Genomic DNA, 25,875 nt, shown 5'->3' with positions numbered 1-25,875 from the left:
CGGCTGGGGCCTCAACCTCGCCGAAAACCTGATCCCCGCCGACACCGAGAAGTTCGAGACGTCCGTTCCCGGCATCTTCGCCATCGGCGACATCAACACCTATCCAGGCAAGCTCAAGCTGATCCTGTCAGGCTTCCACGAGGCCGCGCTCGCAGCCCAGAAGATCCACCGCTACGTCTACCCGGACAAGCGACTGACCTTCCAGTACACGACCTCCTCGACCAGCCTCCAGAAAAAGCTCGGAGTGGCGTGATGCATGTCCGCGTCGTCGATCGCGAAGGCGAAGAGCGCGAACTGGAGGCGCTCGAGGGCTGGCGGCTGATGGAAATCATCCGCGACTGGGGTTTGCCGATCAAGGCCGAATGCGGCGGCGCCTGCGCCTGCGCGACCTGCCATGTCTATGTCGACCAGGACTGGGTCGGGAAATTGCATCCCCCGCTGGACGAAGAGCTCGACCGGCTGGACGATGCCTTCGATGTCAGGCCGAATTCGCGCCTCGCCTGCCAGATCCTGTTCGCGCCCGAGCTCGACGGGCTGACGGTCGTGCTGGCGCCGGAACTGGGCTGAATCGAACATCGTAACAGGTGCCGCGCGAGACGACATGCCACGCTATCATCGCCCGCAGACCTTGACGGACGCGCTCGCCTTGCGCGCCGAGACCGTGACGACGCCGCTGGTCGTGCTCGCGGGCGGCACCGACATCTACCCCGTCCGCACCCAGCGCGCCGCCTGGTTCGAAGCCTATGACTGCGACGTGCTCGATCTCGGCGCGCTGGCCGAACTCGGCGGCATCAGCCACGGCCCCAATGGCACGGAGATCGGAGCGGGAGCGACCTGGAGCACGCTCGTCGGCACGGACCTGCCGCCGGCTTTCGACGCGCTGAAGCAGGCGAGCCGTCAGGTCGGCGGCGTGCAGATCCAGAATCGCGGCACGATCGCGGGCAATCTCTGCAACGCCTCGCCGGCAGCCGATGGCGTACCGCCCCTGCTGGCGCTCGGCGCCGAGGTCGAACTGGCGAGCCTGCACGGCCGCCGCCGGCTGCCGCTTGCCGCCTTCGTCCTCGGCAACCGCAAGACGGCGCTGGCGGCCGACGAACTGCTGGTCGCTATCCATATTCCTCCGCAGCCCGAAGCCTCGCGCGCGGCATTCCTGAAGCTCGGCGCACGCGCCTATCTGGTGATCTCGATCGCGTCGGTCGCGGCCAATCTCGCGCTCGACCAGAATGGCCGCATCGCCATGGCGCGGATCGCGGTGGGGGCCTGTTCGGCCGCGCCGCAACGCCTGACCGGGCTTGAACCGCGCCTGCTCGGGCAGACGCCATCGCCGGCGCTGATGGCTGGAATTGCCGCCGCCGACCTCGCCATGCTTGCGCCGATCGACGATGTCCGCGCGACCGCCGCCTATCGCCGCCATGCCGCGCTCGTGCTGGTACGGCGCGCGCTGACTGAGCTGCTTTCATCCTCGCTGGAGGTCGCCGCGTGAATGTCCATGATCGCACCGTGCTGACCGCCTCGACGGCCCATCCGGCCGGCATATCTTTTCGTCTCAACGGCGCGGGCGTCACGCTGACCGATGCGCCCGATACCCGTCTCAGCGAAGCGTTGCGCGGCAGTCTTGATGCGAAAGGTACCAAAAGCGGCTGCGACGCCGGCGATTGCGGCGCCTGCACCGTGCTGCTCGACGGCGCACAGGCCTGCGCCTGCCTGATCCCGGTCGCGCAGGTCGAGGGTCGCGAGGTCGTCACGATCGAGGGGTTGGCCGATGATGCGCTCGGCCTTGGTCTGCAACGCGCCTTTCACGCGCTCGGCGCGGCCCAATGCGGTATCTGCACGCCCGGCATGCTGATGGCCGGCTACGACCTGCTCAGGCGCACGCCGCAACCTGACGAAAGTGAGACGCTGGATGCGCTCGGCGGCGTGCTCTGCCGCTGCACCGGCTATCTCAAGATCGTCGAGGCCGTGCGCGCGGCGCATCTTTATGTCAGKACGCAGAGCCCGCCCGTCGTCTCGCCGAAGACCGCCGCCATCGGCGCGCGCATCGCCCGGCTCGACGGCGAGCCCAAGGTCTGCGGCACGGAAATCTACGGCGCCGACGCCATGCCGGCCGACGCACTCTGGCTGCGCGCGCTGCGCTCGCCCCATCCCCGCGCCCGCTTCGCGCTGGGCGATCTCGACGGCTTCATCGCGGCGCGGCCGGGGCTCGTGCACATCTTCACGGCTAAGGACGTGCCGGGCGAAAACTCCTTCGGCATCTATCCGCATCTCAAGGACCAGCCGGTGTTCTCGACGGTTGAAACCCGTTATCGCGGCGAATGCGTTCTCGCGATCGTCGGCGAAAGGGCGGCCGTCGAGGCCGTCCGGATGAGCGAGTTCCCGATCGAGTGGGAGCCGCTGCCGCCGATGGTCGGCAGCAAGGCGGCGCTGGCCGACAGCGCCTTCACCCTGCATGATTTCGCGCCAGACAATGTCCTGACACGCGGCCGCGTCGAATGCGGCGATGTCGAGGCGGGTTTCGCGGCCGCGGCACATACGGCGTCGGGCGCTTTCGAGACCGGCTTCGTCGAGCATGCCTATATCGAACCCGAAGCCGGCTATGCAAAGCGCGTCGGCGATACCATCGAGGTCTTCGCCTGCACGCAGGCGCCCTATATGGACCGCGACGAGGTCGCGCGCGTGCTCGGCCTGAAGCTGGACGATGTCCGCATCATCCCCTCCGCCTGCGGCGGCGGCTTCGGCGGCAAGCTCGACGTCTCCTTGCAACCGATGCTGGCAGTCGCGGCCTGGGTGCTGGGCCGCCCCGTCGCCTGCGTCTTCAGCCGCATCGAATCCATGGTCTCCTCGACCAAGCGCCACCCGTCCTCGATCGAGGCGACAGCCGCCTGCGCCGAAGACGGCAAGCTCGTCGCCTTCGCCATGGACGGCGATTTCGACACCGGAGCCTATTCGTCCTGGGGACCGACCGTTGCGGGCCGCGTGCCCGTCCATGCGACCGGGCCCTACAGGGTGCCCAACGTCCGAAACCTGTCGCGCGCGATCTACACCAACGGGCCGCCCTCGGGCGCGTTTCGCGGCTTCGGCGTGCCGCAGGCCGCGATCGCGCAGGAAAGCCTGTTCGACGATCTCGCAGCGGCGGCCGGCATCGACCGGCTCGAATTCCGCCTGATCAACGCCATCCGCGCCGGCGACGCGACGCCGACCGGCCATGTCCTGCAGGGCAGCGCCGGCCTCGCCGAATGCCTCGAAAAGCTCAAGCCCCACTGGCAGTCGCTGCTGGCGGACGCCGCCGCCTTCAACGCCACCGAGGGCCGGGCACGGCGCGGCGTCGGCATCGGGTGCATGTGGTACGGCATCGGCAATACCGGTATGTCGAACCCCTCGACCATGCGGATCACGCTCGATACGGCCGGCGCCCTCACCTTCTGGAACGGCGCGGTCGATATCGGCCAGGGCTCGACCACCGTGCTGACCCAGATCGCCGCCGACGCGCTTGGTTTGCCCGTCGAGGCCTTCACACTGGTCGTCGGCGACACCTTCAGGACGCTCGATGCGGGCAAGACCTCTGCTTCGCGCCAGACCTTCGTTTCGGGCCGGGCCGCGGAGGCGGCCGCCGCTGCTTTGCGCACGCAGATCCTGCGTCTGACCAATGCCGGCCCCGGCGCTGAACTCAGGCTCGAGGCTGCGAGCCTGCTCGTCGCCGAAAACGGCGTGACCTCGCGCATCGATCTGTCCTCCCTCCCCGCCAGGCCAGGCGGCATCGTGCTGGAGGGCATCGGAACCTTCGATCCGCCGACCGTGCCACTCGACGAAAAGGGCCAGGGCATTCCCTATGCCACTTATGGCTTTGCAGCGCAGATCGCCTCGCTCGACGTCGATCTCGACCTCGGCACCATCAAGCTCAACCGCATCGTCGCCGCCCACGATGTCGGCCGCGCGATCAACCCGATGCTGGTCGAGGGCCAGATCCATGGCGGCATCGCCCAGGGCATCGGGCTGGCGCTGCTGGAGGAATATCTGCCCGGCCGGACCGAGAACCTGCACGACTATCTGATCCCGACCGCCGGCGACGTGCCGCCGATCGACATCATCCTGGTCGAGGATGCAGAGCCGCTCGGCCCGTCGGGCGCAAAGGGCATCGGCGAGCCGGCGCTGGTGCCGACCGCGCCGGCCATCCTCGGCGCGATCCGCCATGCGACGGGGGTCACGCCGAGGCAGGTGCCGGTGCTGCCGCATCGCCTCTGGGAGTTGCTGCGGCAGAAGGAGAGCCGGTCATGAACGAGCTCAATCCCATGCCCGCGCAGGAGACCGCGCTCGCCGAACGCTCGCGCAAGTTCGGCGCGTCCGAAGGCAGCGAGGGCATCGTACGCTGCGACGCCTGCCCGGTGCTGTGCCGAATCAGGCCCGGGCGATCGGGCGCCTGCTCGCGCTACGCCAACGAGAACGGCCTGCTGGTGCGCACCGACCCGGTCGTGCTGCTGGCGGAAGCGGTCGAGGGCGGAGAGCCAGTCGTGCCCTTCGCCGAGAATGCGCAGGACTGGGACGGAAAAATCCTGCCGGCGCAGCGCACATTCGTCACCGGGATCGGCTCGGGCACGACCTATCCCGACTACAAGCCCGCGCCCTTCATCGTCTCCTCGCAGCATGAGGGCGTCGATACCGTCACGGTCGTGACCGAGGGCATTTTTTCGTATTGCGGCGTCAAGGTGAAGATCGACACCGACCGACATCTCGGCCCGGAAACGGCCGCGGTCCGCAGCCATGGCGAACAGGTCGGCCATGTCACCACGGCCGAATACGGCTCGCAGATGCTCTCGCTCGGCGGCGTGCGCCACCTCACCGGCGGCTCCAAGAAGGAGGGCAACGCGACCTGCGAAGCGATGCTGAAGCTCGCCAATGGCGAGGCGGTTGAACTCACGATCGATGGCGGCCATAGCGTCGTCGTCCAGGCGGGGCAGGCCCCGATCGTCGATGGCAAGCCCGAGACGCGGATGCGCGTGGGCTGCGGCTCGGCGACGGTCGGCATCTTCGCGCGGCAATGGCTGGGCCATGTCGACGAGGTCATCGTCGTCGACGACCACATCACCGGCGTTCTGACCGAGCATCAGGCCGGGCGCGTGCTCGACATGAAGCCCGCCGGCATCCGCGTGCGCGGCCGCAAATCGACGCCCGGCCGCTATTTCCAGGTGGCGCAGCCCGGCATGGGCTGGGGCGGCACGGACATCACCGAGCCGCTCTCGATTATCCAGAAGATCGACGAGAAATTGGCCTGGCCCGGCATGCGCCTGCTGATGACATCGACCACGGGCGAAGATTCCCTCTACTGCGTGCTCGACGAGAATCTCGTGCCTGTGGAGGCGCAGATGCCCGCGCCAGTCCGGCAGGTCGTCGACCGCATCGGCGAGAACTGCGAACCCTCGCTCTGTACCGTGACCTTCATGGCCGGCGCCGGTGGTTCGCTGCGGGCGGGCGTCACCGAAAATCCGGTGCTGCTGACGCGCTCGGTCCAGAATGGCACCACCCGCGTCACCATGGGCGGTGCGCCGGTCTATGTCTGGCCGGGCGGCGGCATCACGGTGATGGTCGACGTGCTGCGCATGCCGAAAAACGCCTTCGGCTACGTGCCCACGCCTGCGATCGTGGCCCCGATCGAGTTCACCCTGTCGCGCGAACTCTACCTCGCCTCCGGCGGCCATGCCGACGAGATCGTCCCGATGGAAGAGGTCCTGCGCGCCCATGGCGGCCAGGCCCGGATAGAAAACGGCGCAGCCGAGAATCCGTGGCCTCTCAGGCGAAATATCGGCGCATGACACCCGCAACCCTCATCCTGAGGAGTGCCGCAGGCACGTCTCGAAGGATGTTCCAGCGTACTCTGGAGCATCCTTCGAGACGCCGCTGCGCGGCTCCTCAGGATGAGGGCTGAAAGAGGCGGTCCGGCGCGTGGGCGCGCACCGCACCGCCCGCCTGCCTGGCAACCGGCTGCATCTGCAGGAAGGGCCGAGCGATCTCGTCATCGCCGCGTTCGGCGGGCCACGGGCGGTTGAGCGCGCCTATGCCGCCGCCGAAGACGCTTTCGATGGCCTGCTGGCAGAACTTGCCGGCGAACTCTGGACCTTGCGCCAGCCGCTCACCTCCCAACCGCCGTCGTTGAAAGGCCTGACGGCGCAGCGCATGGCCCGCGCCTGCTGGCCTTTTCGCACGCAATACATCACGCCGATGGCGGCGGTCGCGGGCGCCGTCGCCGACATGGTGCTCGCCGCCATGGTCGCCGCTTCACCGCAGCTGGAGCGCGCCTATGTCAACAATGGCGGCGACATCGCCGTGCATCTCACGCCAGGCCATCCGATCGATATCGGGGTCGTGCCCTCGCTCGCCCGCGCCCGCCCGGAAGGCTTTTTGCGGCTCGATGCTGCGCAGCATGTGCGCGGCATCGCGACCAGCGGCTGGCGCGGGCGCTCGTTCTCGCGCGGCATCGCGGACGCCGTGACGGTGCTGGCGCGATCGGCCGTGGAGGCTGACGCCGCGGCCACTATTATCGCTAATGCGACTGATGTGCAGGAAGCCGCCATCAGCCGCAGGCCAGCCCGCGAGCTCGATCCCGACAGCGATCTCGGGCAGCTCAATGTTACTGTGGATGTCGGACCGCTGTCGCCCGAGGCCGTGGCGAAGGCGCTGTCCAGCGGCGTCGCGGTTGCTGACAGATTACTCGAAGAGGGCCTGATCGAAGGCGCGCTGCTGGCGCTGGCGGACGAGTGGCGCAGCGTCGGCGGAGCCGCAAGGCAGATCGCGGGCCGGTGAAACGCGCCGTCGTCCCGGGCGCAGCGAAGCGGAGACCCGGGACCCATTCCTGAACCTTTCTGACAAAGGGTCAGGAATGGATCCCGGATCAGCGCGGCTTCGCCGCTTGTCCGGGATGACTATGAATTGCAAACCGCTATTCTTTACACCGACAGATACTGCGCCCTGACCGCCTCGTTGGCTTTCAGCTCATCCATGGTTCCGGTGAAGCGGATCGCTCCCTTCTCGATGATCGCTGCGCGATCGGCGACATTGCCGGCAAAGTGGAGGTTCTGTTCCGAGATCAGCACGCTCAGCCCCTCGGCCTTGAGCGCCAGAATCGTCCTGGCCATCTCTTCGACGATGACGGGGGCCAGCCCCTCGGAGGGCTCGTCCAGCAGGACGAGGCTGGGATTGCCCATCAGGGTGCGTGCAATCGTCAGCATCTGCTGCTCGCCGCCCGACATCGCCCCGCCCGGCCGGTCGCGCATGCGCCCGAGATTGGGGAAAAGCGCAAACAGCCGCTCGGGCGTCCAGTGTGGTGTGCCCTCGCGCGGCGGGCGCTGGCCGACCGAGAGGTTCTCCATCACGCTGAGCTCGGAAAACACGCGCCGGTCCTCCGGGACATAGCCGATCCCGAGCCGGGCGATCTCGAAGGGCTCGCGCCCCTGCACGGCCTGGCCCTCGAAGCTGACCGTGCCGCCCGCCGGCGGGACCAGCCCCATGATCGCCTTCATGGTGGTCGATTTTCCGGCGCCGTTGCGGCCCATCAGCGCAAGAACTTCACCGCGCTTCATCGCGAAGGTGACGCCCTGCAGGATATGGGCGCGGCCGTAATAGGCGTCGAGCCCGGCAATCTCCAGCATCGCGCTCACGCTAGTGCCCTCCCGACGTCGCGCCGGAGCCGAGATAGACGGCGCGCACGTTAGGATCGAAGCGAACCTGCTCGGCCGTGCCATGTGCGATCAGCCGGCCGCGATCGAGCACGATGACGCTGTCGGAATGGGTGAAGACGACGTCCATGTCGTGCTCGGTGAAGAGCACCGCGATCCCCTTCGCGGCAGCGATCCGCGCGGTAAGCGCCATCAGTTCGATGCGCTCGCGTGGGGCCATGCCGGCGGTCGGCTCGTCCATCAGCAGAAGCTTGGGCTCATTGGCGAGCGCGACCGCGAGTTCGACGCGCTTGAGATCGCCATAGGCCAGCACGCCACAGGCGCGATCAGCCTGCTCGACCATGCCGACCTGCGCGAGCAGCGCGTCGGCCGCTTCCCTGTACCTGTCGCGGGCGCGCCCGAACGGGCTGAAGATTTCGCCGGCATGCGAGATCAGCGCCATCTGGACGTTCTCGCGCACCGTCATCGAGGTGAAGGTCGCGGTGATCTGGAAGGTCCGGCCGACGCCCATGCGCCAGACCGTACGCGGCTTCATGCCGGTGATCGCCCGGCCGGCCAGCAGGACCTCGCCACCATCGGGCTTGAGCTGGCCGTTGAGCATGTTGAAGCAGGTCGTCTTGCCGGCCCCGTTGGGGCCGATCAGCGCCAGCATCGTGCCGGCCTCGACCGAGAACGAGACGCCGTCAACGGCGCGCACGCCGCCAAAGGACTTCTGCAGATCGCGGACGACGAGCACCGGCGCGGATGCAGCCGTCGTGGCGGGAGGCATATGCTGAACGACGGCGCTCATCGCCCGGCCTCGGTCGCGAGAACGGCGGCGGGTTCTGGCGTCGACCTCTTGCCCCAACGCTCGCGCAGGGCCTGCGAGGCCCCCACCAGACCGCGCGGGAACAGGATGACGAGCAGCACGATCGACAGGCCCAGCACGAAGCGCCAGTACATCGTCGCCTTCATCAATTGCTCGCTCAGGCCGGCGAAGGCAAACGCGCCGACGACCGGCCCCGCCACAGTCTGGACGCCGCCCAGCAGCACCATCAGCAGCGCGTCGACAGAGCGCGGGATCGCCATATAGGTCGGGAAGACCGAGCCCTTGAAGAAGGCGAACAGCGCACCCGCGATACCGGCGGCGAAGGCCGCGACCGCAAACGCGATCCACTGGATGCGCATCACGTCGAGGCCGATCGCCTCGGCCCGCAGCGGGTTGTCGCGCGCGGCGCGCAACGCGTAGCCCAAAGGCGAGAAGATCGTCAGGCGCAGCGCCAGGATGCAGGTGGCGCAGATGACGAGCGCCAGATAGTAGAAGCTCAGCTTCGGCGCGGCCCAGGCCGAGGGCCAGACGCCGAGAATGCCGTTGTCGCCGCCGGTCAACTCGACCCACTGGAACGCGGTCGCCCAGGCGATCTGCGCGAATGCCAGCGTCAGCATGGCGAGATAGACGCCCGACAGCCGCACGCAGAACCAGCCGAAGACGATGCCGGCGATGCCGGCAAGGAACGGCGCGAAGATCAGCGCCGGCTCCATCGACGCGCCGAGCCATTTGACCGCAAGCGCCGCGCCATAGGCTCCAAGCCCGAAATAGGCGGCGTGGCCGAAGGAGGCCATACCGCCGGGCCCCATCATGAAATGCAGGGACGCGGCAAACAGCGCGAAGATCAGAAGTTCGGTCAGCGTCAGCAGGATGTGGTCTGGCGCGACGAGAGGAGCCAGCGCCAGCAGGACGAGCGCGATCAGGCCGGCGAGCTTCGTCGCATTATCGGCCGGCAGCAGCAGCGGCTCGGCTGGCCCATGCGCCCTGGCATGGCCGACCGGGGCCTTGCCCATCAACCCGTAGGGCTTCACCACCAGCACGACCGCCATCACCAGAAAAACCAGCACCAGCGTGATCTTGGGGAAGATCAGGATGCCGAAGGCGTGCAGGATGCCGATCAGCACGGCGGCGAGATAGGCGCCCGTGACGCTGCCGAGCCCGCCGACGACCACGACCACGAAGGCCTCGGAGATCATGGCGAGGTCCATATGCAGGTTGACGGCCTCGCGCGGCAGTTGCAGCGCGCCGCCAAGCCCCGCCAGCATCGACCCGAAAAAGAACACCGAGGTAAAGAGCCAGCGCTGGTTGACGCCGAGCGCGCCGACCATTTCGCGGTCCTGCGTCGCGGCGCGCACGAGAGTGCCCCAGCGCGTCTTCTGGAACAGCAGCCAGAGGATCAGCAGCACCACGGGACCAACCGCGATCAGGAACAGCTCATAGGTTGGGAAGCGGTTGTCGAACAGGATCACAAAGCTCTTGAATCCTGGTGCGCGCGGCCCGAGCTTGTCCTCGGCTCCCCAGACACCCAGCGCCAGATCCTGCAGCATCAGCACGACGCCGAAGGTCGCCAGCAACTGGAACAGCTCCGGCGCCTGATAGATCCGGCGCAGGATCGCAACCTCGATCACAACGCCGACGAGCCCGGTCACCAGCGCCGCGAGCGCCACCCCGCCCCAGAATCCGAGCGCGTCGGCTGGGCCGAACCGGCTGACCAGCGTCCAGGCGAGATAAGCGCCCAGCATGTAAAGCGAGCCATGCGCGAAATTCACGATCCGCGTCACGCCGAAGATGATCGACAGCCCCGACGCGACAAGGAACAGCGACGAGGCCGAGGCCAGCCCGTTCAGCGTCTGGGTGAGGATGAGGTCGATCATTGAGGAACCGCCTGGGGCCAAAGCTCTGCCGTCATTCCGGGCGCGGCGAAGCTGCGACCCGGAATCCATCATAGAGCACCGTCGAGCCCTCCGATGATCCCGGATCAGCGCCGCTTCGCGGCTTGTCCGGGATGACGGAGGTTCACCGACAAGCTGTCGGAGAACTCACCCCGCAGGGCGCAGCGTCTTCACCTCGGCATCGCCCGGCAGGTATTTCGCGCCGTCGCGATAGGACCAGTCGACCATCACGCCCTTGCCATCCTTCAGCGCGGTCTTGCCGACATAGGCGCCCAGCGTCGACTGGTGGTCGATGGCGCGGTATTCGGCCGAGCCGAAGGCCGAGGAGAATTTCAGACCCTTCAGTGCGTCGACCAGTTTCTCGGTGTCGGTCGAGCCCGCCTTGGCGAGGCCAGCCGCGATCGAGTTCATCGTGTCGAAGCCAACGACCGAGCCCAGGCGCGGATAGTCGTTGAACTTCGCCATATAGGCGTCACGGAACTTCACATGCTCGGGCGTCTTGATCTCGGCCTGCGGATAGCCGGTGACGATCCAGCCGACCGGGGCTTCCGCTCCGAGCGGATCGAGATATTCCGGCTCGCCGGTCAGCATCGAGACGACCGCCCTGCCCTCGAACAGCCCGCGCGTATTGCCCTGGCGCACGAAATTGGCGAGGTCGGCGCCGAAGGTGACGTTGAAGATCGCGTCTGGCTTGGAGGCTTCGAGCGCCTGCACGGTCGCGCCGGCGTCGATGCGCCCGAGCGCCGGGAACTGCTCGGCGACGAACTCGACATCGGGCTTGGCCTTCTTCAGCAGTTCCTTGAACCACTTCACGCCGGACTGGCCATATTCGTAATTCGGAGCGACCAGCGCCCATTTCTTCGCCGGAAGCTTGGCGGCCTCCTCCACCAGCATGGCCGCCTGCATATAGGTCGAGGGCCGCAGGCGGAAGGTGTAGCGGTTGCCCTTGGCCCAGACGACGGCGTCCGACAAAGGCTCGGAGGCGACATAGAGCTTCTTGTTCTGGAGAGCGAAATCGCCAATAGCGAGGCCGACATTGGACAAAAAGCCGCCCGAGAGCAGGTCGACCTTCTCGGCGTTGATCAGGTCGCCGGCATGGCGCACCGCGTCCTCGGGCTTGCCGCCATCGTCGCGGAAGATCGTCTCGATCTTGCGTCCGATCGCGCCGCCCGCCGCATTGATCTGCTCCAGCGCCAGCTCCCAGCCCTGGCGATAAGGCTTCAGGAAGGCCGGCTGGGCGGTATAGCTGTTGATCTCGCCCACCTTGATGGGGCCCGCTCCCTGCGCCCGCACCAGAGACGGCGCCGCGATCAGGGTAGCTCCGGCGCTGGCGCCGGCTAGAAAACTCCGACGGTCGATCGTCATCGCTGTTCCCCATGTCTGGCCCGGTGGCGGAGCCCCGGGTCTCTTCGACAGATTGGCTCTTTGACAAATGTCGCATGCCGGCGCCTTTGGGTCAGCCGGCAAATTCATTTGTATACCTATGAATTTGAAGAGGCCCAATTCGCTTGTCAACGCCTAAAAAACGGCAGGCCTTGCGCAAGGGCAAGGCAGCTTTCCTGGCAGCCAGACGGAGGAAATCCGCCCGCCAGAACGCTATTCGGCAGCGCCGAGCGTGATGCGGGGCATGGCGGACTGTGCATCGTGCAGGGTCTGATACGGGCCACCCGCCGTGACGAGCTCGGCATGCGCACCCTGTTCGGCGATGCCCTCCTCGGTGACGACGACGATGCGGTCGGCATGGCGGATGGTCGCCAGCCGGTGCGCGATGACCAGTGTGGTGCGGCCCTGCGCGAGCTCCGACAGCGAGGCCTGGATCGCCTGTTCGGTCTCGGTGTCGAGCGCCGAGGTCGCCTCGTCGAGAATCAGGATCGGCGGGTTCTTCAGGAAGATGCGCGCGATCGCCAGCCGCTGCTTCTGCCCGCCCGAGAGCTTGACGCCGCGCTCACCGACCACCGTGTCGAGGCCCTCGGGCAGATCGGCGATCATCGTATCGAGCCGCGCGCGCCGCGCGGCATCGACGATCTCCGTCTCGCTGGCGTCGAGCCGGCCATAGGCGATGTTCTCGCGGATCGTCCCGGCGAACAGGAAGACGTCCTGCTGCACGATGCCGATCTGACGGCGCAGTGCGGCAAGCTGCATGTCGCGGATATCGATGCCGTCGATCGTGATCGCGCCGGCATCGACCTCATAGAAGCGCGGCAGCAGCGAGAGCAGCGTCGTCTTGCCGGCGCCCGAAGGTCCCACAAAAGCGATGGTCTCGCCGGCTGCGATCGCGAGCTCGATGCCCGACAGCACCGGCCGCTCCAGTGAATAGCCGAAGCCGACCCCTGCAAAACGGATCTCGCCCCTGAGGGTGTCAGGCGCGATCGCTCCCGGACGATCCTCGATATCGGCCTTCGTCGCCAGCAGGTCCTGATAGCGCCGGAAGCCGGCGATGCCCTTGGGATAGGTCTCGATCACGTTGGCGATCTTGTCGAGCGGCCGGTAGAACACGCCCACCAGCAGCAGGAAGCCGACGAACCCGCCGATCGAAAGCGTGCCCTGCACCACGAACCAGGTGCCAGCCAGCATCACGCCGAGTTGGACCACGCGCATGCCGATATAGTTCAGCGCCTGGCTTGCCGCCATGATCCGGTAGCCGTCGAGCTTGGTCGTCCGGTAGAGCTGGTTGTCGCCGGCGAAGAGGCTCTTCTCATGAGCCTCGTTGGCGAAGGCCTGAACCACGCGGATGCCACCGATGTTCTCCTCGAGGCGCGCATTGAACGCGCCGACGCGGCGAAACTGCGCCTGCCAGTTGCGCGTCATCCGCGCGCCGTAGCGCGCCACGATCAGCGCCGCCAGCGGCACCACCAGCGCCGTCATCAGCGCGAGCTGGACATGGACCGTCAGCATCAGCGCAAACGCGCCCAGGAAGGTCATGATCGCGATCAGCAGGTCTTCGGGGCCGTGATGGGCGACCTCGCCGATCTCCTCCAGGTCCTTGGTGACGCGGGCGACGAGATGGCCGGTCTTCTGCTCGTCGTAGAAGCGGAAGGAGAGCTTCTGCAGATGCTCGAAGGCCCGCCGGCGCAGTTCGGTCTCGATGTTGATACCGAGCACATGACCCCAATAGGTCACCACCGCCATCAGCCCGGAGTTCAGCACATAGATCGCCAGCAGCCCCCCGCCGGCGAGCAGGATCAGCGGCCAGTCGCCGCGCGGCAGGAGTTGGTCGACGAAACCCCGCACCGCCAGCGGAAAGCACAGCTCGAGCAGCCCCGACAGCACGGCGCAGCCGAAATCGATCAGGAACAGCGTCCGGTGCGGACGATAATAGGCGGCGAAGGCTCTCAACATGGCGCCGTCATAGCAGTTTGCTGGTGCTGCGCGCCTGTCTTTCGCGCTGGTCCGTCATGATGCATCTGGAGCCGGCCCGGCCCATCCGGCGCAAGCGATGCTGAAAGATGCAGAATCATGGCCGATGCTTAAAATCCGCAGCCATGCTGTCCTTTCGCGCTTGTGCAAAGCCCGGCGAATCTCTATCGCTTGTGCACCGCAGCAGAGATGTTGCGTCGCCCTCCTTGGGCGTTTTCTCCCTAGACTTCGGGCTGCGCTTCGGCGTAGCCCTTTTTCTTTTCCGGATCTGCTTCGGCTCGCATTCGGCCGCGCCGGAAGCGTGCTAGGGCTGGCTTTGCCGCGCAAAGCGGCGATCCCGATGACGATCCGATCCCGGCATGACCAGCGACGCCGCCTTGCATGACATCGTCCTCGTCGGCGGCGGCCACACCCATGTGCTGGTGATGACCGCATTGGCGCGGCGACCGCTGCCCGGCATCAGGCTGACGCTGGTGAGCGACCGGCGCGAGGCGCCCTATTCCGGCATGCTGCCGGGCCACGTTGCCGGCTTCTACCGGCATGACGAGATGCATATCGACCTCGTCAGGCTGGCTCAGGCGACCGGCACGCGTCTGATCGAAGCGCAGGCCACTGGCCTCGACCGGCAGGCGCGCAGGCTCCTCATGCATGGCCACGAGCCCCTGCCCTACGATACGCTCTCGCTCGACATCGGCATCACGCCGGATCTGTCGGCGATCGAAGGCGCGGCGACGCACGCCATCGCCGTCAAGCCGATCAGCGCCTTTCTCGCCAAGTTCGACACCCTGCTCGCCGCCGCCCGACACCCCGGCGGCCCGCGCCGCATCGCCGTTGTCGGCGGCGGCGCGGCCGGCGTCGAACTCGCCTTCGCCCTGCGCACGCGGATGAGCGCCGAGGCAAGGCAGGCAGGCCGCGATCCGCACGCCTTCACGATCACGCTGGTCGGCGACGCGCCGTTGCTGCCGACGTTGAACGCCGGCGTCCGCAGCCGGGTCGCCGCCAGTCTGGCGCGCCGGAACATCGCGACTGTAACCGGCTTTCGCGTCGCAAAGATCGATTCGACCGACTTGACCTCGCGGGACGGCAGGACGCTGGCAAGCGACGCGATCCTCCTTGCAACGGCCGCTCGGGCAGCCTCCTGGCTGGCGCAGGCGGGGTTGCCGGTCGCGCCCGACGGCTCCGTCCTGACCGGCCAAACGCTCCAACTCCTCGACGACGACGCCGTCTTCGCCGTCGGCGACTGCGCCGTGGTGGCCGACGATCCCCGCCCGAAGGCCGGCGTCTTCGCGGTGCGTCAGGCTCCGACGCTGGCTGCGAACCTGCGCGCCCGAATCGGTGGCGCGGCGATGACGCCCCATCGCGCCCAGCGGGTCTATCTGACCCTGCTGGCGACGGGCGATGGTCGCGCCATCGCCGGACGCGGCGACTGGCTGGCGTACGAAAGTCCGCTGGTCTGGCGCTGGAAGGACTGGATCGACCGCCGCTTCATGCAGCGCTTTTCGCGGATCGAGCAGCCTTGACCGGGACTGTAGCGGCCTGCGGGCTTCATCTTGCCACGCCCTGGCCCGAAGCCGGCAAGCCGGCGCAATCGGCGCTTGCCATCCGGCCGCGGTTTGATTAGACCCCCGCTCACCAACGCGAGCGCACCAGACAGCGCCCTTTGCCGTTGGGGGATCGTCTAACGGTAGGACCCCAGACTCTGACTCTGGTTGTCTAGGTTCGAATCCTAGTCCCCCAGCCATTTTGCTCTCTTTCTGAGACAAATGGCCCTAGGTCTCTAAGCTAAACGCTGATTTCATTGATCGTTTCGCGCCCTGTTTTTTGGGCCGGCGATGCACTGTCCACAGAGCAGGTCCACCGCACAGCGTCGGGATGGGTCCTCAAAAAAATGTTTCCCAAGTGTTCTCGCAGGCGCGGGTCTGCAATTTCCTTCGGTCGCAGGGTGAAGGCGGAGACAACGCGCCGCCCGCTCCGGCCGGCATGGGCGAGGGCATTGCGCATGAAGTGAACGCGGCAGCGCTGCCAGGTCGCGGTGAGGACCTTCGAGACCGCCGCCTTGATGCCCTCATGGCTGTCTGAGACGACGAGCTTGACGCCGCGCAGGCCGCGCCGGGCCAGCTTGCGCAGGAAGGCGGTCCAGAAGGTCTCGGCCTCGGAAGGGCCGATATCCATGCCCAGGACCTCGCGCCGACCATCGCTGTTGACGCAGACCGCGACGATCACTGCCACCGAGACGATCCGGCCGGCCTGGCGCACCTTCACATAGGTCGCGTCGATCCAGAGATAGGGCCAGTCGCCCTCGATCGGCCAGTCGAGGAAGGCCTGTACGCGCTCGTCGATCTCCTCGCAGAGCGGAGAGACCTGGCTCTTGGAGATGCCGTTCATGCCCATCGCCTTGACCAGGTCGTCGACCGAGCGGGTCGAGATGCCCTGGATGTAGGCCTCCTGGATTACAGCGGTGAGCGCCGTCTCGGCCATGCGGCGCGGCTCAAGAAAGCCGGGGAAGTAGCTGCCCTTCCTGAGCTTGGGGATGCGCAGCTCGACCGTGCCGGCGCGCCTCTCCCAGTCGCGCTCGCGATAGCCGTTGCGCTGCGCCCGGCGCTCCGGGCTCTTCTCGCCAAAGCCGGCGCCAGTCAGGCCGCCGACCTCCAGCTCCATCAGACGCTGCGCCGCAAAGCCGATCATCTCGCGCAGCACATCCGCGTCGGGGCTCTTCTCCAGTAGCCCGCGAAGGGTCATCATCTCATCGGTGATCTCTTGGGTCAGGGTTTGCGTTCGCAACCCAAACCTAACCGGCAATCGCCGATGACCACCTCAGCTACACCACGCTATGGGACACGACCCATTACCGCCGCATCGTGGTTACAGGCATCTACGGCCGAACCCGACCCGCGTCAGATGTCCCCCGGCTGACCAAAAATAAGCAGATTGCTTGGGCAAATTCCTGCAACTTGAGGGGGACTTCTCCGCTTTGCCATCCGAGACCGAGAGCGTTGCAGAACGGGCGACATCTGTGGCTGGCTGGCACCCAAACTGAGAAGGCGACTTTGCGGACGCCGCCCCGCAGGGTGTCGATGCGCCGGCATCCTGCACGCCAAAGGAAAAGCCATCGTCAATGTCGCCGCCTTCGCCTCGATTGCCAACTGAAAGAGTCGCCACGTCCGCGTTCAATATGATTGAATCGATTAAGCGGTGCCGTGTCGTGACGAGCATCTAGATGGTTGGAGCCGGCAGAAATTCAGCGTCTGGTCTCGGACAACGACCCTATGTCGGGAGATGGCGCATGGCTGTCTCAAGCGCTCCTGGCTCAAACAGTTGCGGACTGCATCGCGCCGGCCAATTCTCCCATCGCGAGCTCAGAGCCGCTCTTGTCGGGCTGGCTCGCGCCAAGATGATCTCAATGGACCTGGTGCCGATAGTTGATGCAACCTTACCTAGATGCGATGACCGGTCGAGCGCGAGAACAAAACAGCCTCCGACAGATCGAGGCCGATAAAAACTGCCGCTCCGGGCTGAAGGTCGCTGTATCCCTGAACCGTCACCATGATCTCTCCGGGCACGGCTCCCTCCTCGTCATGGGCCGTAGCGCCGTCCGACAGCTTCACGGCGACCACGGACTCGGCTCCGACGTGCTCGACAAGACTTACGGTACCGGCGAGGCCGCCGCCGCTGGCAGAAGAATCCGACAGGGTCAGCGCGTTCGGCCGGATGCCGAGAAGGACGTTGTCACCCGCGACATCCGCCAGTGCTCGGGGAAGAGGCAGGCGCGCCGTTCCGACGCAGATCGCTCGGTTGTCGATGCGACCTTCGACCAGGTTCATCGGCGGCGTGCCGATGAAGCGCGCGACATAGGTGTTGGCCGGCGAGGTATAGATCTCACGCGGCGTGCCGAATTGCTGGATCACCCCGTCTCGCATCAGGGCGATGCGCGTCCCCATGGTCATCGCCTCAACCTGGTCGTGCGTAACGTAGGCGAAGGTGCCCCCGACGCGCTGGTGCAGCCGCGTGATCTCCGCCCGCATCGCCGAGCGCAGCTTGGCGTCGAGATTGGAGAGCGGCTCGTCCATCAGGAAGACTTCCGGCTGACGCACCATTGCCCGCCCCAGCGCGACGCGCTGGCGCTGACCGCCCGACAATGTGCGCGGATAGCGGTCGAGCATCTCGGTGAGCGATAATGTCTTCGCGGTCTTCTCGACGAGATCGCGCACGGCGGGCGAGCGCTCGATCTTCCGCTTGGCGAGCCCTCCGAGAAAGGGGATGTGGAACCACCATTTGAACTGCCGCATGATCAACGGGAAGGCGATGTTCCGCCGTACCGTCATATGCGGATAGAGCGCATAGGACTGAAAGACGAAAGCCATGTCGCGCGCGCTCGGCGGCAGCTGGTCGACGCGCCTTCCGCCAAGATGGATCTCGCCTGAGGTCACCGTCTCGAGCCCCGCCAGCATACGCAAAAGCGTGGACTTGCCGCAGCCCGAGGGCCCCAGCAGAACGAGGAATTCGCCGTCCTCGACTTTCAGGTCGACATCGGCGATCGCGACCTTGTTGCCGAAATGCTTGGCGACGTGATTGAGCGTGGTCGAGGCCATTCGTGTTCTTTCTCAGCCCGGTGTTTTTTCAGCCCTTGACGCTGCCGGCGGTCATGCCGGCCACGACATAGCGCTGAACCATCAGGTAGAAGGCGACGGCGGGCAGCGTGTACATCACGCCGATCGCCATGACGGTATGGATCGGGGTCGAGAGTTCGCCAACGAAGCTTGCGAGGCCGACGGAGGCGGTGCGCAGCTCCTGGCTGAGGATCAGCGTCTGGGCGAAGACGTATTCGTTCCAGCCATGGAAGAAGGCGATCACCGAGGCGGCCGCCAGCGTCGGCGCCACCACCGGCAGCACGATGCCGAGAACGATGTCGAGCCGCGAGCAGCCGTCGATGCGTGCCGCCTCCTCGATCTCCAGCGGCACGCCGTCGATCGCGCCCTTCAGGATCCAGGTGATGACCGGCACTGTGAAGGCGGCGTTCGCCAGAATGAGGCCGCCCAGCGTGTCGAGCAGCAGGAGCTTGGCAAAGATCGCATAGAGCGGCACCACCAGCATCGCCTCCGGCAGCATCTGTGTCGCAAACAGCACGAATCCGAGCACGCCCTTGCCATGGAATCTGAAGCGCGAGAGCGCATAAGCCGGAAGGATCGCGAGCAGGATCGACAGCACCATCGTGCCGACCGCCACGATCGCACTGTTCCTGAGCCAGAGCAGCACGCCGGTCTTGGCAAAGGTCTCGGCGTAGTTGAAGGCCTGGGCCGGATCGGGGAGCATCTGCGGCCGGTCGGCGAACAGCTTGGCCGAGGAGGTCAGGGAAGTGACGACCATCCAGTAGATTGGAAACAACGCCGCGCTGAGCAGCACCATGATCAGCGCCATGCGGAGCGCCTGCGATGCGGGCGTCTTCATCAGTGGCGCCCCTGCGCACGCTCGGTGCGCTGCGTGTACCAAAAATAGACGAAGGTCACGACCAGCGCGATGGTGAGACCGATCATGCCGACTGCGGCAGCCTCGCCAAGCTCGCGGGCGACGAAGCCCTTGGTATAGAGCTCGATCACGAGCGTCTTGGTTGCGCCGATCGGACCGCCCTGTGTCATCACCCAGATCAGGTCGAAGCGGCGCAGCGACCAGATGGTGACGAAAAGCGCGAGCAGCGCGACGGTCGGCTGGATCGTCGGCCAGACCGCGACCTTGAAGATGCTGAAGCGGTCGGCGCCGTCCATCTGGGCGGCCTCGCGGACCTCCTCCGACACGCCCTGCAGAGCGGCGAGCAGCACGACGGAGGAGAAGGGGAAGATCTGCCAGACCGTGGTGAACAGGACTGCCGGCAGCGCGAGCTTCGGATTGTCGAGCCAGCTCTCATAGCCGACCTCGAGATCCATCACCTTCAGCACGTGGTTGAAGATTCCGTATTGCGCGTTGAGCATCCAGGCGAAGATGGTCGCGACCGCCACCGGCGGGGCAGCCCACGGCACCGTGACGAGCGCCCGCGCCAGCCCGCGGCCCCGGAACGGCCTGTCGAGCAGCAGTGCCGCGCCGAGACCAAGCAAGATCGCGAAAACGACGCAGGCGACGGTATAGATCGCCGTCGTCCACAGCACCGAGGCGAAATCGCCGGAGGCGGCAAGGTCGCGGTAGTTGCGCAGGCCGACGAAGCGGGCGTCCTGCGGCGCCAGCAGCGAACTTTGCTGGAAGCTGAGAACGAACTCGCTGACCAGCGGGTATCCCTGAAAGACCGCCAGATAGAGCACCACCGGCGCGATGAAGAGATAGGGCGTCCAGCGGCTCTCCCGGTCGCGCCCCCCGTTTCGCGGGGGGCGGCCGATCGACGCCGGCACGGGCCTGGCGGTCGACGTCATCGTCATTGCCGTTCGATACGCCTCAGCGCGAGCGACTGGACTTCGTCGAGCGTCTTCTTGACCTCGGCATTGCCGACCAGGATCTTCAGGACCTGCTCGACGACGATCTGCTGGATCTCCAGCGTCTTGGTCTCGAAGCCGAGCACGAGCTGCGGCAGCGCATACTCGGTCTGCGCATCATAGACGCCGAGCCAGGGAGCGCGCTCCAGATCGGCCTTGGGCCGCTCGACCGGTGTTGCGACGCTGGCCGCGCCGAGAATCCCCTGCAACTCTGCCTGCGACGCCTTCTGCAGCACCCAGTTGATGAAGACACCGCAGGCCGCCTTGTTCTTGGTGTTCGCGTTGACCGAGAGCGCCGTCAGGATCAGCCCCTGCTGGCGGTTCGGGAACGGCGACGGGGCCGCCTTGAAGCCGAGGGTCGGGTTCTGCGCGGCGAAGATGCCGGCGACGCCGCCATTGTCGATGTTCATGGCGATCTTGCCTTCCCAGAACATCCGCCGGTAGGTCGCCGCATCAGCGCCCTTCGGGATCACGCCGGCATCGTAGACCTGCTTGTAGGCGGTGATCGCCTCGACGACCTTGGGGCTGTCGAGAGTCAGCTGCTTGCCGTCCGCCCAGTTACCGCCGAAGCCGTAGACATAGTTCGTCATGTCCTGCCAGAAGCCCGACCGCTCAGGCATCGTCGCGCGGAAGGCGTAGCCGAAATTGCCCTTGCCCGTGGCCTCCTTGGCGGCCGCGAGGAACTCGGGGAAGGTCTTCGGCGGCTCGCCGCCTTTCAGCAGCGCGGGGTTGTAGATCAGCTGGTAGTTGGCCAGCTCGAAGACCACACCGTAACGCTTGCCTTCGACATTAAGGAACTTGTCAGGCGCCTGAAAGGTGTGCTTGCTCGCATCGACGAGGTCGTCGATCGGCAGGATGCGCTTGGCCGGCAGCGCCGCGAAGAAGTCCGTCTGGTCGAAGCGCACGAGGTCCGGACCGCCGCCGCCGCCCATCTGGGTGAACACCGTGTTGGCAAGCTGCGAGAACGGGATCGCGACCGGCTGGACCTCGACCTTATCCTGCGAAGCGTTGAACTTGTCGATCCAGGCCTTGAGCTTGTCGCCACGTCCGGCCTCCGCGAAGGTCGCCGCGGCAAAGGTGATGGTGGTCTTGCCCTGCGCCAAGGCATGCGTGGCGCCGAGGGCGGCGGCAGCGCCAACGCCGGCCAGAACGTCGCGGCGGGTCTGTGTCGTCATGGCTTCCTCCGATTGTCCCGTTGCCCGGGCTAGTTTTGATCGCCGTGAGGATCGTCGCCGCCAAAGCACGCGCAACCGGCGAGGATGGGCGCACGGCGTGGAGCGATGACAGCGAGCAGAGCTCACATGAACAGTCGAGAAGATGGGATTCAGCCGCCAAGCGTCGGCTTCTTCAATCTCCCTGTAACTCCGCGCTTCTTCGCCTTGAAGGCGTGGCGCGGTGAAAGGCAAGCCTAAACATTTTGTAACATTTTACAAGAGCTCAACGAGCGGCGCTGCTGGTCCTCCTGTCTCGACGACCGCAATGAAAATCTGGAGAAGGCGCGAGAAATCGACTCAAGGACCACGACGCCGCGATCTGGATCCATCTGGCATCAGCAACTTCAGCCGGGAGCATCACCTTAAAGGCCTGATGTAGCAGCTGGATTGACCTTGTGGCCTTGAGCCTGTGATCCGCTACGCGAGCGGAGATCGATACGGCGGCACAGCCGCTCTGAATGTCAGGTTCTGGGAAGCTCGGCAGCGTCCGCAGTTGGCGCATGCCGCCCCAAAGGGCTCGTTGCGGTGAGCCTCGGCATCGGGGTAACAACCCGGGTCGCGGCGCGATGCATGTTGGAGCGACGGACTCGTGAACCGATATCCCGGGCCTTGGCGATTGCTGCCGGCGGCGTGCTCCCGCTCGACGAAAGCGGCAAGCGAGCATGGCCCAAGGTCGGGGACGGCGCTGACTTTACGCTGGTCCCGGCAAGCTGCCCTGCCGAAGCCGTGGCAAGGCTGCCGGAGCGCAGCGCGACCTTCCATCGCGGTCGTATGGTATTCGGCAGCATCGGGACCGTCTGACGCGGTCGGGCGAGCCTTAGGAGATGGTCTGATGAAACGCGCTTTCGCCGGCATCGTCGTTTTGGGTCTGGTCGCGGCTTTTACGGCGCTGCCGGTTTCGGCGCAGGAGCCTCCTTCGGACGCCGAGATCAAGAGCTATGTCGGGCTGCAGACAGCTGGCTGGACGGGCGACGTCGCCGCCATCGAAAGACTTGTGGCGGCGGGGGCCGTGATCGATACGAGGGACGGCCACGGCCGCACACCGCTGCACATCGCAGCCCATGCCCGGCAGCGCGAGGCCATGCGGGCGCTGGTCAGACTGGGGGCAGACCCGCGTGCCCTCGACGCTCAGCGCTACGACACTGTCACTATCGCGGCGGTCGCCGACGACATTGAGACTATGCGTGTGGCGCTGGAGATCGGCGGTGATCCGAAGGCGATCACCAGTCCCTATGACGGCACTGCCCTGATCGCCGCCGCGCATCTCGGACACGCCGAGATCGTCAGGGTTCTGATCGATGCCGGCGCTCCGCTCGATCACATCAACAACCTCTCCTGGACCGCGCTCATTGAGGCGGTAATCCTCAGCGATGGTGGAGCGCGGCATCAGCGCACCGTGAATCATCTCATCGTGGCCGGCGCGCGACGCGACCTCGGCGACCGCCGCGGCGTGACACCTATCGAGATGGCGCGCGAACGAGGCTACGACGCCATGGTTCGCATCCTCGACAGCCAATAAAAGCCTTCAGCAAGGCCAAGTGATAACGAGCCGGCGCCCCGGTGCAGTATCATGTCCGGCTTCAGGCAGTGGCCCAATGTCTGGAGATGGCGCATTCCGTTCTAGCGAAATACGAACGGTTGGCGCACGACGTCAGGATGGCCTGCTGCTGGTTTCGTTGACACCGAGATTGGGTGTTTCATGAAGCCGGAGGTGGCATATCTGGCGATCTGGCGCTGGACCAGACCGGGCGGCCGGGCAGCGGATCTTCTCGACGGCCTCGCATCGGTCTGGCGGCGTCGTCTGATGTCAAACCGAAGAGACCTCGGCGCATGCGTCAGCCAGGTACACGAGTCCGTGCAACATGCTGATCGGACTTGAAATCAGGCCCTTCACACCAGCTATGAACGGAGCAACGCCCAATCAGGAAGGACAGGCACGGATGGCCCAGGAATTTACCGGCAAGCGAGTGATCGTGATGGGCGGGAGCCGTGGCATCGGACGCTCCATCGCGCTCGGGTTCGCGGCGGGCGGCGCTTGCGTTTCGATCTGTGCCCGGAGCGCGGGGCCGCTCGAAGCGACACGCAGGGAGATCGAGGCGCTCGGCGTCACGGCCCACGGCGCCAGCGTCGATCTCGCCGACGCGGCTGCGATCGAGGCCTATGTGCCCGAGGCGGTGAAGGCGCTCGGCGGGCTGGACGTCCTGATCAACAACGCTTCTGGCTTCGGCCATTCGGATGACGAAGACGGCTGGGCGGCATCGCTCAACGTCGACATGATGGCCGTCGTCCGCGGCAGCCACGCGGCGATTCCCCACATGAAACCGGGTTCGTCGATCGTGAACATTTCGTCGATCTCGGCTCTGYGGGCCTCGTCGCGTTCGGCGCCTTACGGCGCCGTCAAGGCCGCCGTGATGCACTACACGGCCAGCCAGGCGAAGATGCTGTCGAAAAAGGGCATTCGGGTGAACTGCGTCGCGCCCGGTTCGATCGAGTTTCCGGGCGGCACCTGGGAGGATCGCAAGACCTCGAACCCCGAACTCTACCGGACGACGCTGGCCAGCATCGCCTTCGGCCGGATGGGCAAGCCCGAGGAAGTCGCCGAGGTCGTGCTCTTCCTCGCTTCCGACAAGGCGAGCTGGGTCACCGCCCAGAGCATCGTGGTCGATGGCGGGCAACTCGTCGGGCCCTGATCCGTGTCACCGGCTGGGCCATGCGCCGCGACGATTTTGCCGCGGGCTGACGCGTCAACGCATCATCAGCCCGGCGGCAGAATCACCGTCGGGCTCGCCGAAAATGTTCAGCTGCGCAGGCCGGGCGCTTCCTGGCCGGTGCGCGCGACATATTCCGTGTAGCCGCCGCCATAGGCCTGGACGCCCTCTGGCGTCAGTTCCAGCAGGCGGTTGGAGAGCGCGGCGAGGAAATGGCGGTCATGCGAGACGAAGAGCATGGTGCCCTCGTATTGCGAGAGCGCCGTGATCAGCATCTCCTTGGTGGCGATGTCGAGATGGTTCGTCGGCTCGTCCAGCACGAGGAAATTCGGCGGATCGTAAAGCATCGTCGCCATCACGAGCCGCGCCTTCTCGCCGCCCGATAGCACGCGGCAGCGCTTCTCGACATCGTCTCCCGAGAAACCGAAGCAACCGGCCAGCGCCCGCAAGGAGCCCTGCCCGGCCTGGGGAAACATGTCCTCCAGCGACTGGAACACGGTTCGGTCGCCGTCGAGCACCTCCATGGCGTGCTGCGCAAAATAGCCCATCTTGATGCTGCCGCCGAGCGCGACCGTGCCCTCGTCGGCGTCGGTCGCCCCCGTCACCAGTTTCAGCAGGGTCGATTTGCCGGCGCCGTTGATGCCCATGACGCACCAGCGCTCCTTGCGGCGCACCTGGAAGTCCAGCCCCTCATAGATCGCGCGGCTGCCATAGCGCTTGTGCACGCCCCTGAGCGTGACGACATCCTCGCCCGAGCGCGGGGCCGGCATGAACTCGAACGACACCGTCTGGCGGCGCTTGGGCGGCTCGACCTTTTCGATCTTGTCGAGCTTCTTGACGCGGCTTTGCACCTGGGCTGCATGCGAGGCGCGCGCCTTGAAGCGCTCGATGAAGGCGATCTCCTTGGCGAGCATCGCCTGCTGGCGCTCGAACTGCGCCTGCTGCTGCTTTTCGGCGAGCGCGCGCTGCTGCTGGTAGAACTCGTAATCGCCGGAGTAGGAGGTCAGCGCGCCGCCATCGATCTCGATGACCTTGCCGACGATGCGGTTCATGAACTCGCGATCATGCGAGGTCATCAGCAGCGCGCCCTCATAGCCCTTCAGGAAGGATTCCAGCCAGATCAGGCTTTCGAGATCGAGATGGTTCGACGGCTCGTCGAGCAGCATCGCGTCGGGCCGCATCAGCAGGATGCGGGCGAGCGCGACGCGCATCTTCCAGCCGCCTGACAGCGCGCCGACATCGCCGTCCATCATCTCCTGGCTGAAGCCGAGGCCCGCCAGAACCTCGCGCGCCCGGCCGTCGAGCGCATAACCGTCGAGCTCCTCGAAGCGACCCTGCACCTCGCCATAGCGCGTGATGATCGCGTCCATCTCGTCGGCCCGGTCGGGATCGCCCATCGCGGTTTCGAGTTCGCGCAGTTCGGCGGCGACCGTGCTGACCGGCCCGGCCCCGTCCATCACCGCCGTCACCGCGCTGATACCGGCCATGTCGCCGACATCCTGGCTGAAGTAGCCGATGGTTACGCCGCGATCGACACCGACCTGACCCTCGTCGGGTTGCTCCTCGCCCGTGATCATCCGGAACAGCGTCGTCTTGCCGGCGCCATTGGGGCCGACGAGGCCGACCTTCTCGCCCTTTTGCAGCGCGGCCGACGCCTCGATGAAGACGATCTGCTGGCCGTTCTGCTTGCTGATGTTTTCGAGGCGTATCATGCTGCGACGCGAACCTTCGGCGGGTGATCGCGCGGCAATAAGCCAATGTTCGCACCTGCGAAAGA

18 protein-coding genes, 1 tRNA gene and 2 pseudogenes are annotated in these 25,875 nt (G+C 66.1%); 10 read left to right on the top strand and 11 right to left on the bottom strand.

Going from position 1 to position 25,875, the window contains the following annotated elements; genetic code table 11:
• The 6 genes and pseudogenes from AC1DZY_RS22695 to AC1DZY_RS22670 all read left to right on the top strand — a co-directional run.
• Positions 1 to 253: pseudogene (locus tag AC1DZY_RS22695) on the top strand (ferredoxin--NADP(+) reductase); the annotation flags it as partial.
• Positions 253 to 567, top strand: a complete 315-nt coding sequence (locus tag AC1DZY_RS22690) for a 2Fe-2S iron-sulfur cluster-binding protein (protein WP_476822420.1) — start codon at positions 253 to 255, stop codon at positions 565 to 567. The pseudogene AC1DZY_RS22695 and the gene AC1DZY_RS22690, both read left to right, overlap by 1 nt.
• A gap of 34 nt (positions 568 to 601) precedes the next feature.
• Positions 602 to 1,483 (top strand): FAD binding domain-containing protein, encoded by an 882-nt coding sequence (locus AC1DZY_RS22685; protein ID WP_476822419.1) that lies wholly within the window; start codon positions 602 to 604, stop codon positions 1,481 to 1,483.
• Positions 1,480 to 4,272, top strand: a complete 2,793-nt coding sequence (locus AC1DZY_RS22680; RefSeq protein ID WP_476822418.1) for a molybdopterin-dependent oxidoreductase — start codon at positions 1,480 to 1,482, stop codon at positions 4,270 to 4,272. The genes AC1DZY_RS22685 and AC1DZY_RS22680 overlap by 4 nt, the downstream gene beginning before the upstream one ends.
• A 14-nt stretch (positions 4,273 to 4,286) precedes the next feature.
• Positions 4,287 to 5,804, top strand: a complete 1,518-nt coding sequence (locus AC1DZY_RS22675; protein WP_476822427.1) for a 6-hydroxynicotinate reductase — start codon at positions 4,287 to 4,289, stop codon at positions 5,802 to 5,804.
• A gap of 130 nt (positions 5,805 to 5,934) precedes the next feature.
• Positions 5,935 to 6,792, top strand: a complete 858-nt coding sequence (locus AC1DZY_RS22670; RefSeq protein WP_476822417.1) for a UPF0280 family protein — start codon at positions 5,935 to 5,937, stop codon at positions 6,790 to 6,792.
• Between the two features lie 143 nt (positions 6,793 to 6,935).
• Here the strand turns inward: AC1DZY_RS22670 and AC1DZY_RS22665 are convergent, their stop codons facing one another.
• The 5 genes from AC1DZY_RS22665 to AC1DZY_RS22645 form a co-directional block, all read right to left on the bottom strand.
• Entirely contained in the window at positions 6,936 to 7,637 is a 702-nt protein-coding gene (locus AC1DZY_RS22665) for an ABC transporter ATP-binding protein (RefSeq protein ID WP_476822426.1), read from the bottom strand.
• Positions 7,638 to 7,647: 10 nt separating this feature from the next.
• Positions 7,648 to 8,454: an ABC transporter ATP-binding protein gene (locus tag AC1DZY_RS22660; protein WP_476822416.1), complete on the bottom strand. Its 807-nt coding sequence runs from the start codon at positions 8,452 to 8,454 to the stop codon at positions 7,648 to 7,650.
• Complete coding sequence (locus tag AC1DZY_RS22655) at positions 8,451 to 10,346, bottom strand: ABC transporter permease (protein WP_476822415.1); 1,896 nt, start codon at positions 10,344 to 10,346, stop codon at positions 8,451 to 8,453. Before AC1DZY_RS22655 ends, AC1DZY_RS22660 begins: the two co-directional genes overlap by 4 nt.
• Positions 10,347 to 10,511: 165 nt before the next feature.
• Positions 10,512 to 11,729, bottom strand: a complete 1,218-nt coding sequence (locus tag AC1DZY_RS22650; RefSeq protein ID WP_476822414.1) for an ABC transporter substrate-binding protein — start codon at positions 11,727 to 11,729, stop codon at positions 10,512 to 10,514.
• Positions 11,730 to 11,960: 231 nt separating this feature from the next.
• The gene (locus AC1DZY_RS22645; protein ID WP_476822413.1) at positions 11,961 to 13,703 is read right to left on the bottom strand and encodes an ABC transporter ATP-binding protein; all 1,743 of its coding nucleotides are present in this window, start codon (positions 13,701 to 13,703) and stop codon (positions 11,961 to 11,963) included.
• Positions 13,704 to 14,080: 377 nt separating this feature from the next.
• Here AC1DZY_RS22645 and AC1DZY_RS22640 point away from each other — a divergent pair, with 377 nt between their 5' ends.
• On the top strand, positions 14,081 to 15,241 hold the full coding sequence (locus AC1DZY_RS22640; protein ID WP_476822412.1) for an FAD-dependent oxidoreductase: 1,161 nt from the start codon (positions 14,081 to 14,083) through the stop codon (positions 15,239 to 15,241).
• A gap of 147 nt (positions 15,242 to 15,388) precedes the next feature.
• Positions 15,389 to 15,462 (top strand) — tRNA-Gln (locus tag AC1DZY_RS22635).
• A gap of 203 nt (positions 15,463 to 15,665) precedes the next feature.
• Here the strand turns inward: AC1DZY_RS22635 and AC1DZY_RS22630 are convergent.
• The 5 genes and pseudogenes from AC1DZY_RS22630 to AC1DZY_RS22610 form a co-directional block, all read right to left on the bottom strand.
• Positions 15,666 to 16,475: pseudogene (locus AC1DZY_RS22630) on the bottom strand (IS256 family transposase); the annotation flags it as partial.
• A 680-nt stretch (positions 16,476 to 17,155) separates the two neighbouring features.
• Positions 17,156 to 18,310, bottom strand: a complete 1,155-nt coding sequence (locus AC1DZY_RS22625) for an ABC transporter ATP-binding protein (protein ID WP_476822411.1) — start codon at positions 18,308 to 18,310, stop codon at positions 17,156 to 17,158.
• A gap of 28 nt (positions 18,311 to 18,338) precedes the next feature.
• Positions 18,339 to 19,166, bottom strand: coding sequence for a carbohydrate ABC transporter permease (locus AC1DZY_RS22620; protein ID WP_476822410.1), 828 nt, complete (start codon positions 19,164 to 19,166; stop codon positions 18,339 to 18,341).
• Positions 19,166 to 20,116: a carbohydrate ABC transporter permease gene (locus tag AC1DZY_RS22615; protein ID WP_476822409.1), complete on the bottom strand. Its 951-nt coding sequence runs from the start codon at positions 20,114 to 20,116 to the stop codon at positions 19,166 to 19,168. The genes AC1DZY_RS22620 and AC1DZY_RS22615 overlap by 1 nt, the downstream gene beginning before the upstream one ends.
• A 2-nt stretch (positions 20,117 to 20,118) precedes the next feature.
• On the bottom strand, positions 20,119 to 21,351 hold the full coding sequence (locus AC1DZY_RS22610; protein ID WP_476822408.1) for an extracellular solute-binding protein: 1,233 nt from the start codon (positions 21,349 to 21,351) through the stop codon (positions 20,119 to 20,121).
• A gap of 871 nt (positions 21,352 to 22,222) precedes the next feature.
• On the opposite strand from AC1DZY_RS22610, the gene AC1DZY_RS22605 reads away from it, so the two are divergent.
• Together AC1DZY_RS22605 and AC1DZY_RS22600 are read left to right on the top strand one after the other, a co-directional pair.
• A complete protein-coding gene (locus AC1DZY_RS22605; RefSeq protein ID WP_476822407.1) occupies positions 22,223 to 22,909 on the top strand; it encodes an ankyrin repeat domain-containing protein in 687 nt (228 codons plus the stop codon).
• Between the two features lie 421 nt (positions 22,910 to 23,330).
• Positions 23,331 to 24,080, top strand: coding sequence for an SDR family NAD(P)-dependent oxidoreductase (locus AC1DZY_RS22600; protein WP_476822406.1), 750 nt, complete (start codon positions 23,331 to 23,333; stop codon positions 24,078 to 24,080).
• 107 nt (positions 24,081 to 24,187) lie between these two features.
• Here the strand turns inward: AC1DZY_RS22600 and AC1DZY_RS22595 are convergent, their stop codons facing one another.
• Positions 24,188 to 25,810 carry an ABC-F family ATP-binding cassette domain-containing protein gene (locus tag AC1DZY_RS22595; RefSeq protein WP_476822405.1) on the bottom strand — a complete coding sequence of 541 codons (1,623 nt, stop codon included), beginning with the start codon at positions 25,808 to 25,810 and terminating at the stop codon, positions 24,188 to 24,190.
• Positions 25,811 to 25,875 lie beyond the last annotated feature (65 nt).

Source organism: Allobosea sp. P2_A10 (assembly GCF_056405115.1).
Note: the sequence above shows the minus strand (reverse complement) of the source record. Positions and strands in the feature narration are given on the sequence as shown.

Bases quoted from the DNA above. Each gene is read 5' to 3' on its own strand.
- AC1DZY_RS22625 (WP_476822411.1), bottom strand. From the start codon at position 18,310: ATGGCCTCGACCACGCTCAATCACGTCGCCAAGCATTTCGGCAACAAG.
- AC1DZY_RS22615 (WP_476822409.1), bottom strand. From the start codon at position 20,116: ATGACGTCGACCGCCAGGCCCGTGCCGGCGTCGATCGGCCGCCCCCCG.
- AC1DZY_RS22595 (WP_476822405.1), bottom strand. From the start codon at position 25,810: ATGATACGCCTCGAAAACATCAGCAAGCAGAACGGCCAGCAGATCGTC.
- AC1DZY_RS22650 (WP_476822414.1), bottom strand. From the start codon at position 11,729: ATGACGATCGACCGTCGGAGTTTTCTAGCCGGCGCCAGCGCCGGAGCT.
- AC1DZY_RS22685 (WP_476822419.1), top strand. From the start codon at position 602: ATGCCACGCTATCATCGCCCGCAGACCTTGACGGACGCGCTCGCCTTG.
- AC1DZY_RS22640 (WP_476822412.1), top strand. From the start codon at position 14,081: ATGACCAGCGACGCCGCCTTGCATGACATCGTCCTCGTCGGCGGCGGC.
- AC1DZY_RS22665 (WP_476822426.1), bottom strand. From the start codon at position 7,637: ATGCTGGAGATTGCCGGGCTCGACGCCTATTACGGCCGCGCCCATATC.
- AC1DZY_RS22605 (WP_476822407.1), top strand. From the start codon at position 22,223: ATGAAACGCGCTTTCGCCGGCATCGTCGTTTTGGGTCTGGTCGCGGCT.
- AC1DZY_RS22690 (WP_476822420.1), top strand. From the start codon at position 253: ATGCATGTCCGCGTCGTCGATCGCGAAGGCGAAGAGCGCGAACTGGAG.
- AC1DZY_RS22675 (WP_476822427.1), top strand. From the start codon at position 4,287: ATGCCCGCGCAGGAGACCGCGCTCGCCGAACGCTCGCGCAAGTTCGGC.
- AC1DZY_RS22645 (WP_476822413.1), bottom strand. From the start codon at position 13,703: ATGTTGAGAGCCTTCGCCGCCTATTATCGTCCGCACCGGACGCTGTTC.
- AC1DZY_RS22660 (WP_476822416.1), bottom strand. From the start codon at position 8,454: ATGAGCGCCGTCGTTCAGCATATGCCTCCCGCCACGACGGCTGCATCC.
- AC1DZY_RS22655 (WP_476822415.1), bottom strand. From the start codon at position 10,346: ATGATCGACCTCATCCTCACCCAGACGCTGAACGGGCTGGCCTCGGCC.
- AC1DZY_RS22610 (WP_476822408.1), bottom strand. From the start codon at position 21,351: ATGACGACACAGACCCGCCGCGACGTTCTGGCCGGCGTTGGCGCTGCC.
- AC1DZY_RS22620 (WP_476822410.1), bottom strand. From the start codon at position 19,166: ATGAAGACGCCCGCATCGCAGGCGCTCCGCATGGCGCTGATCATGGTG.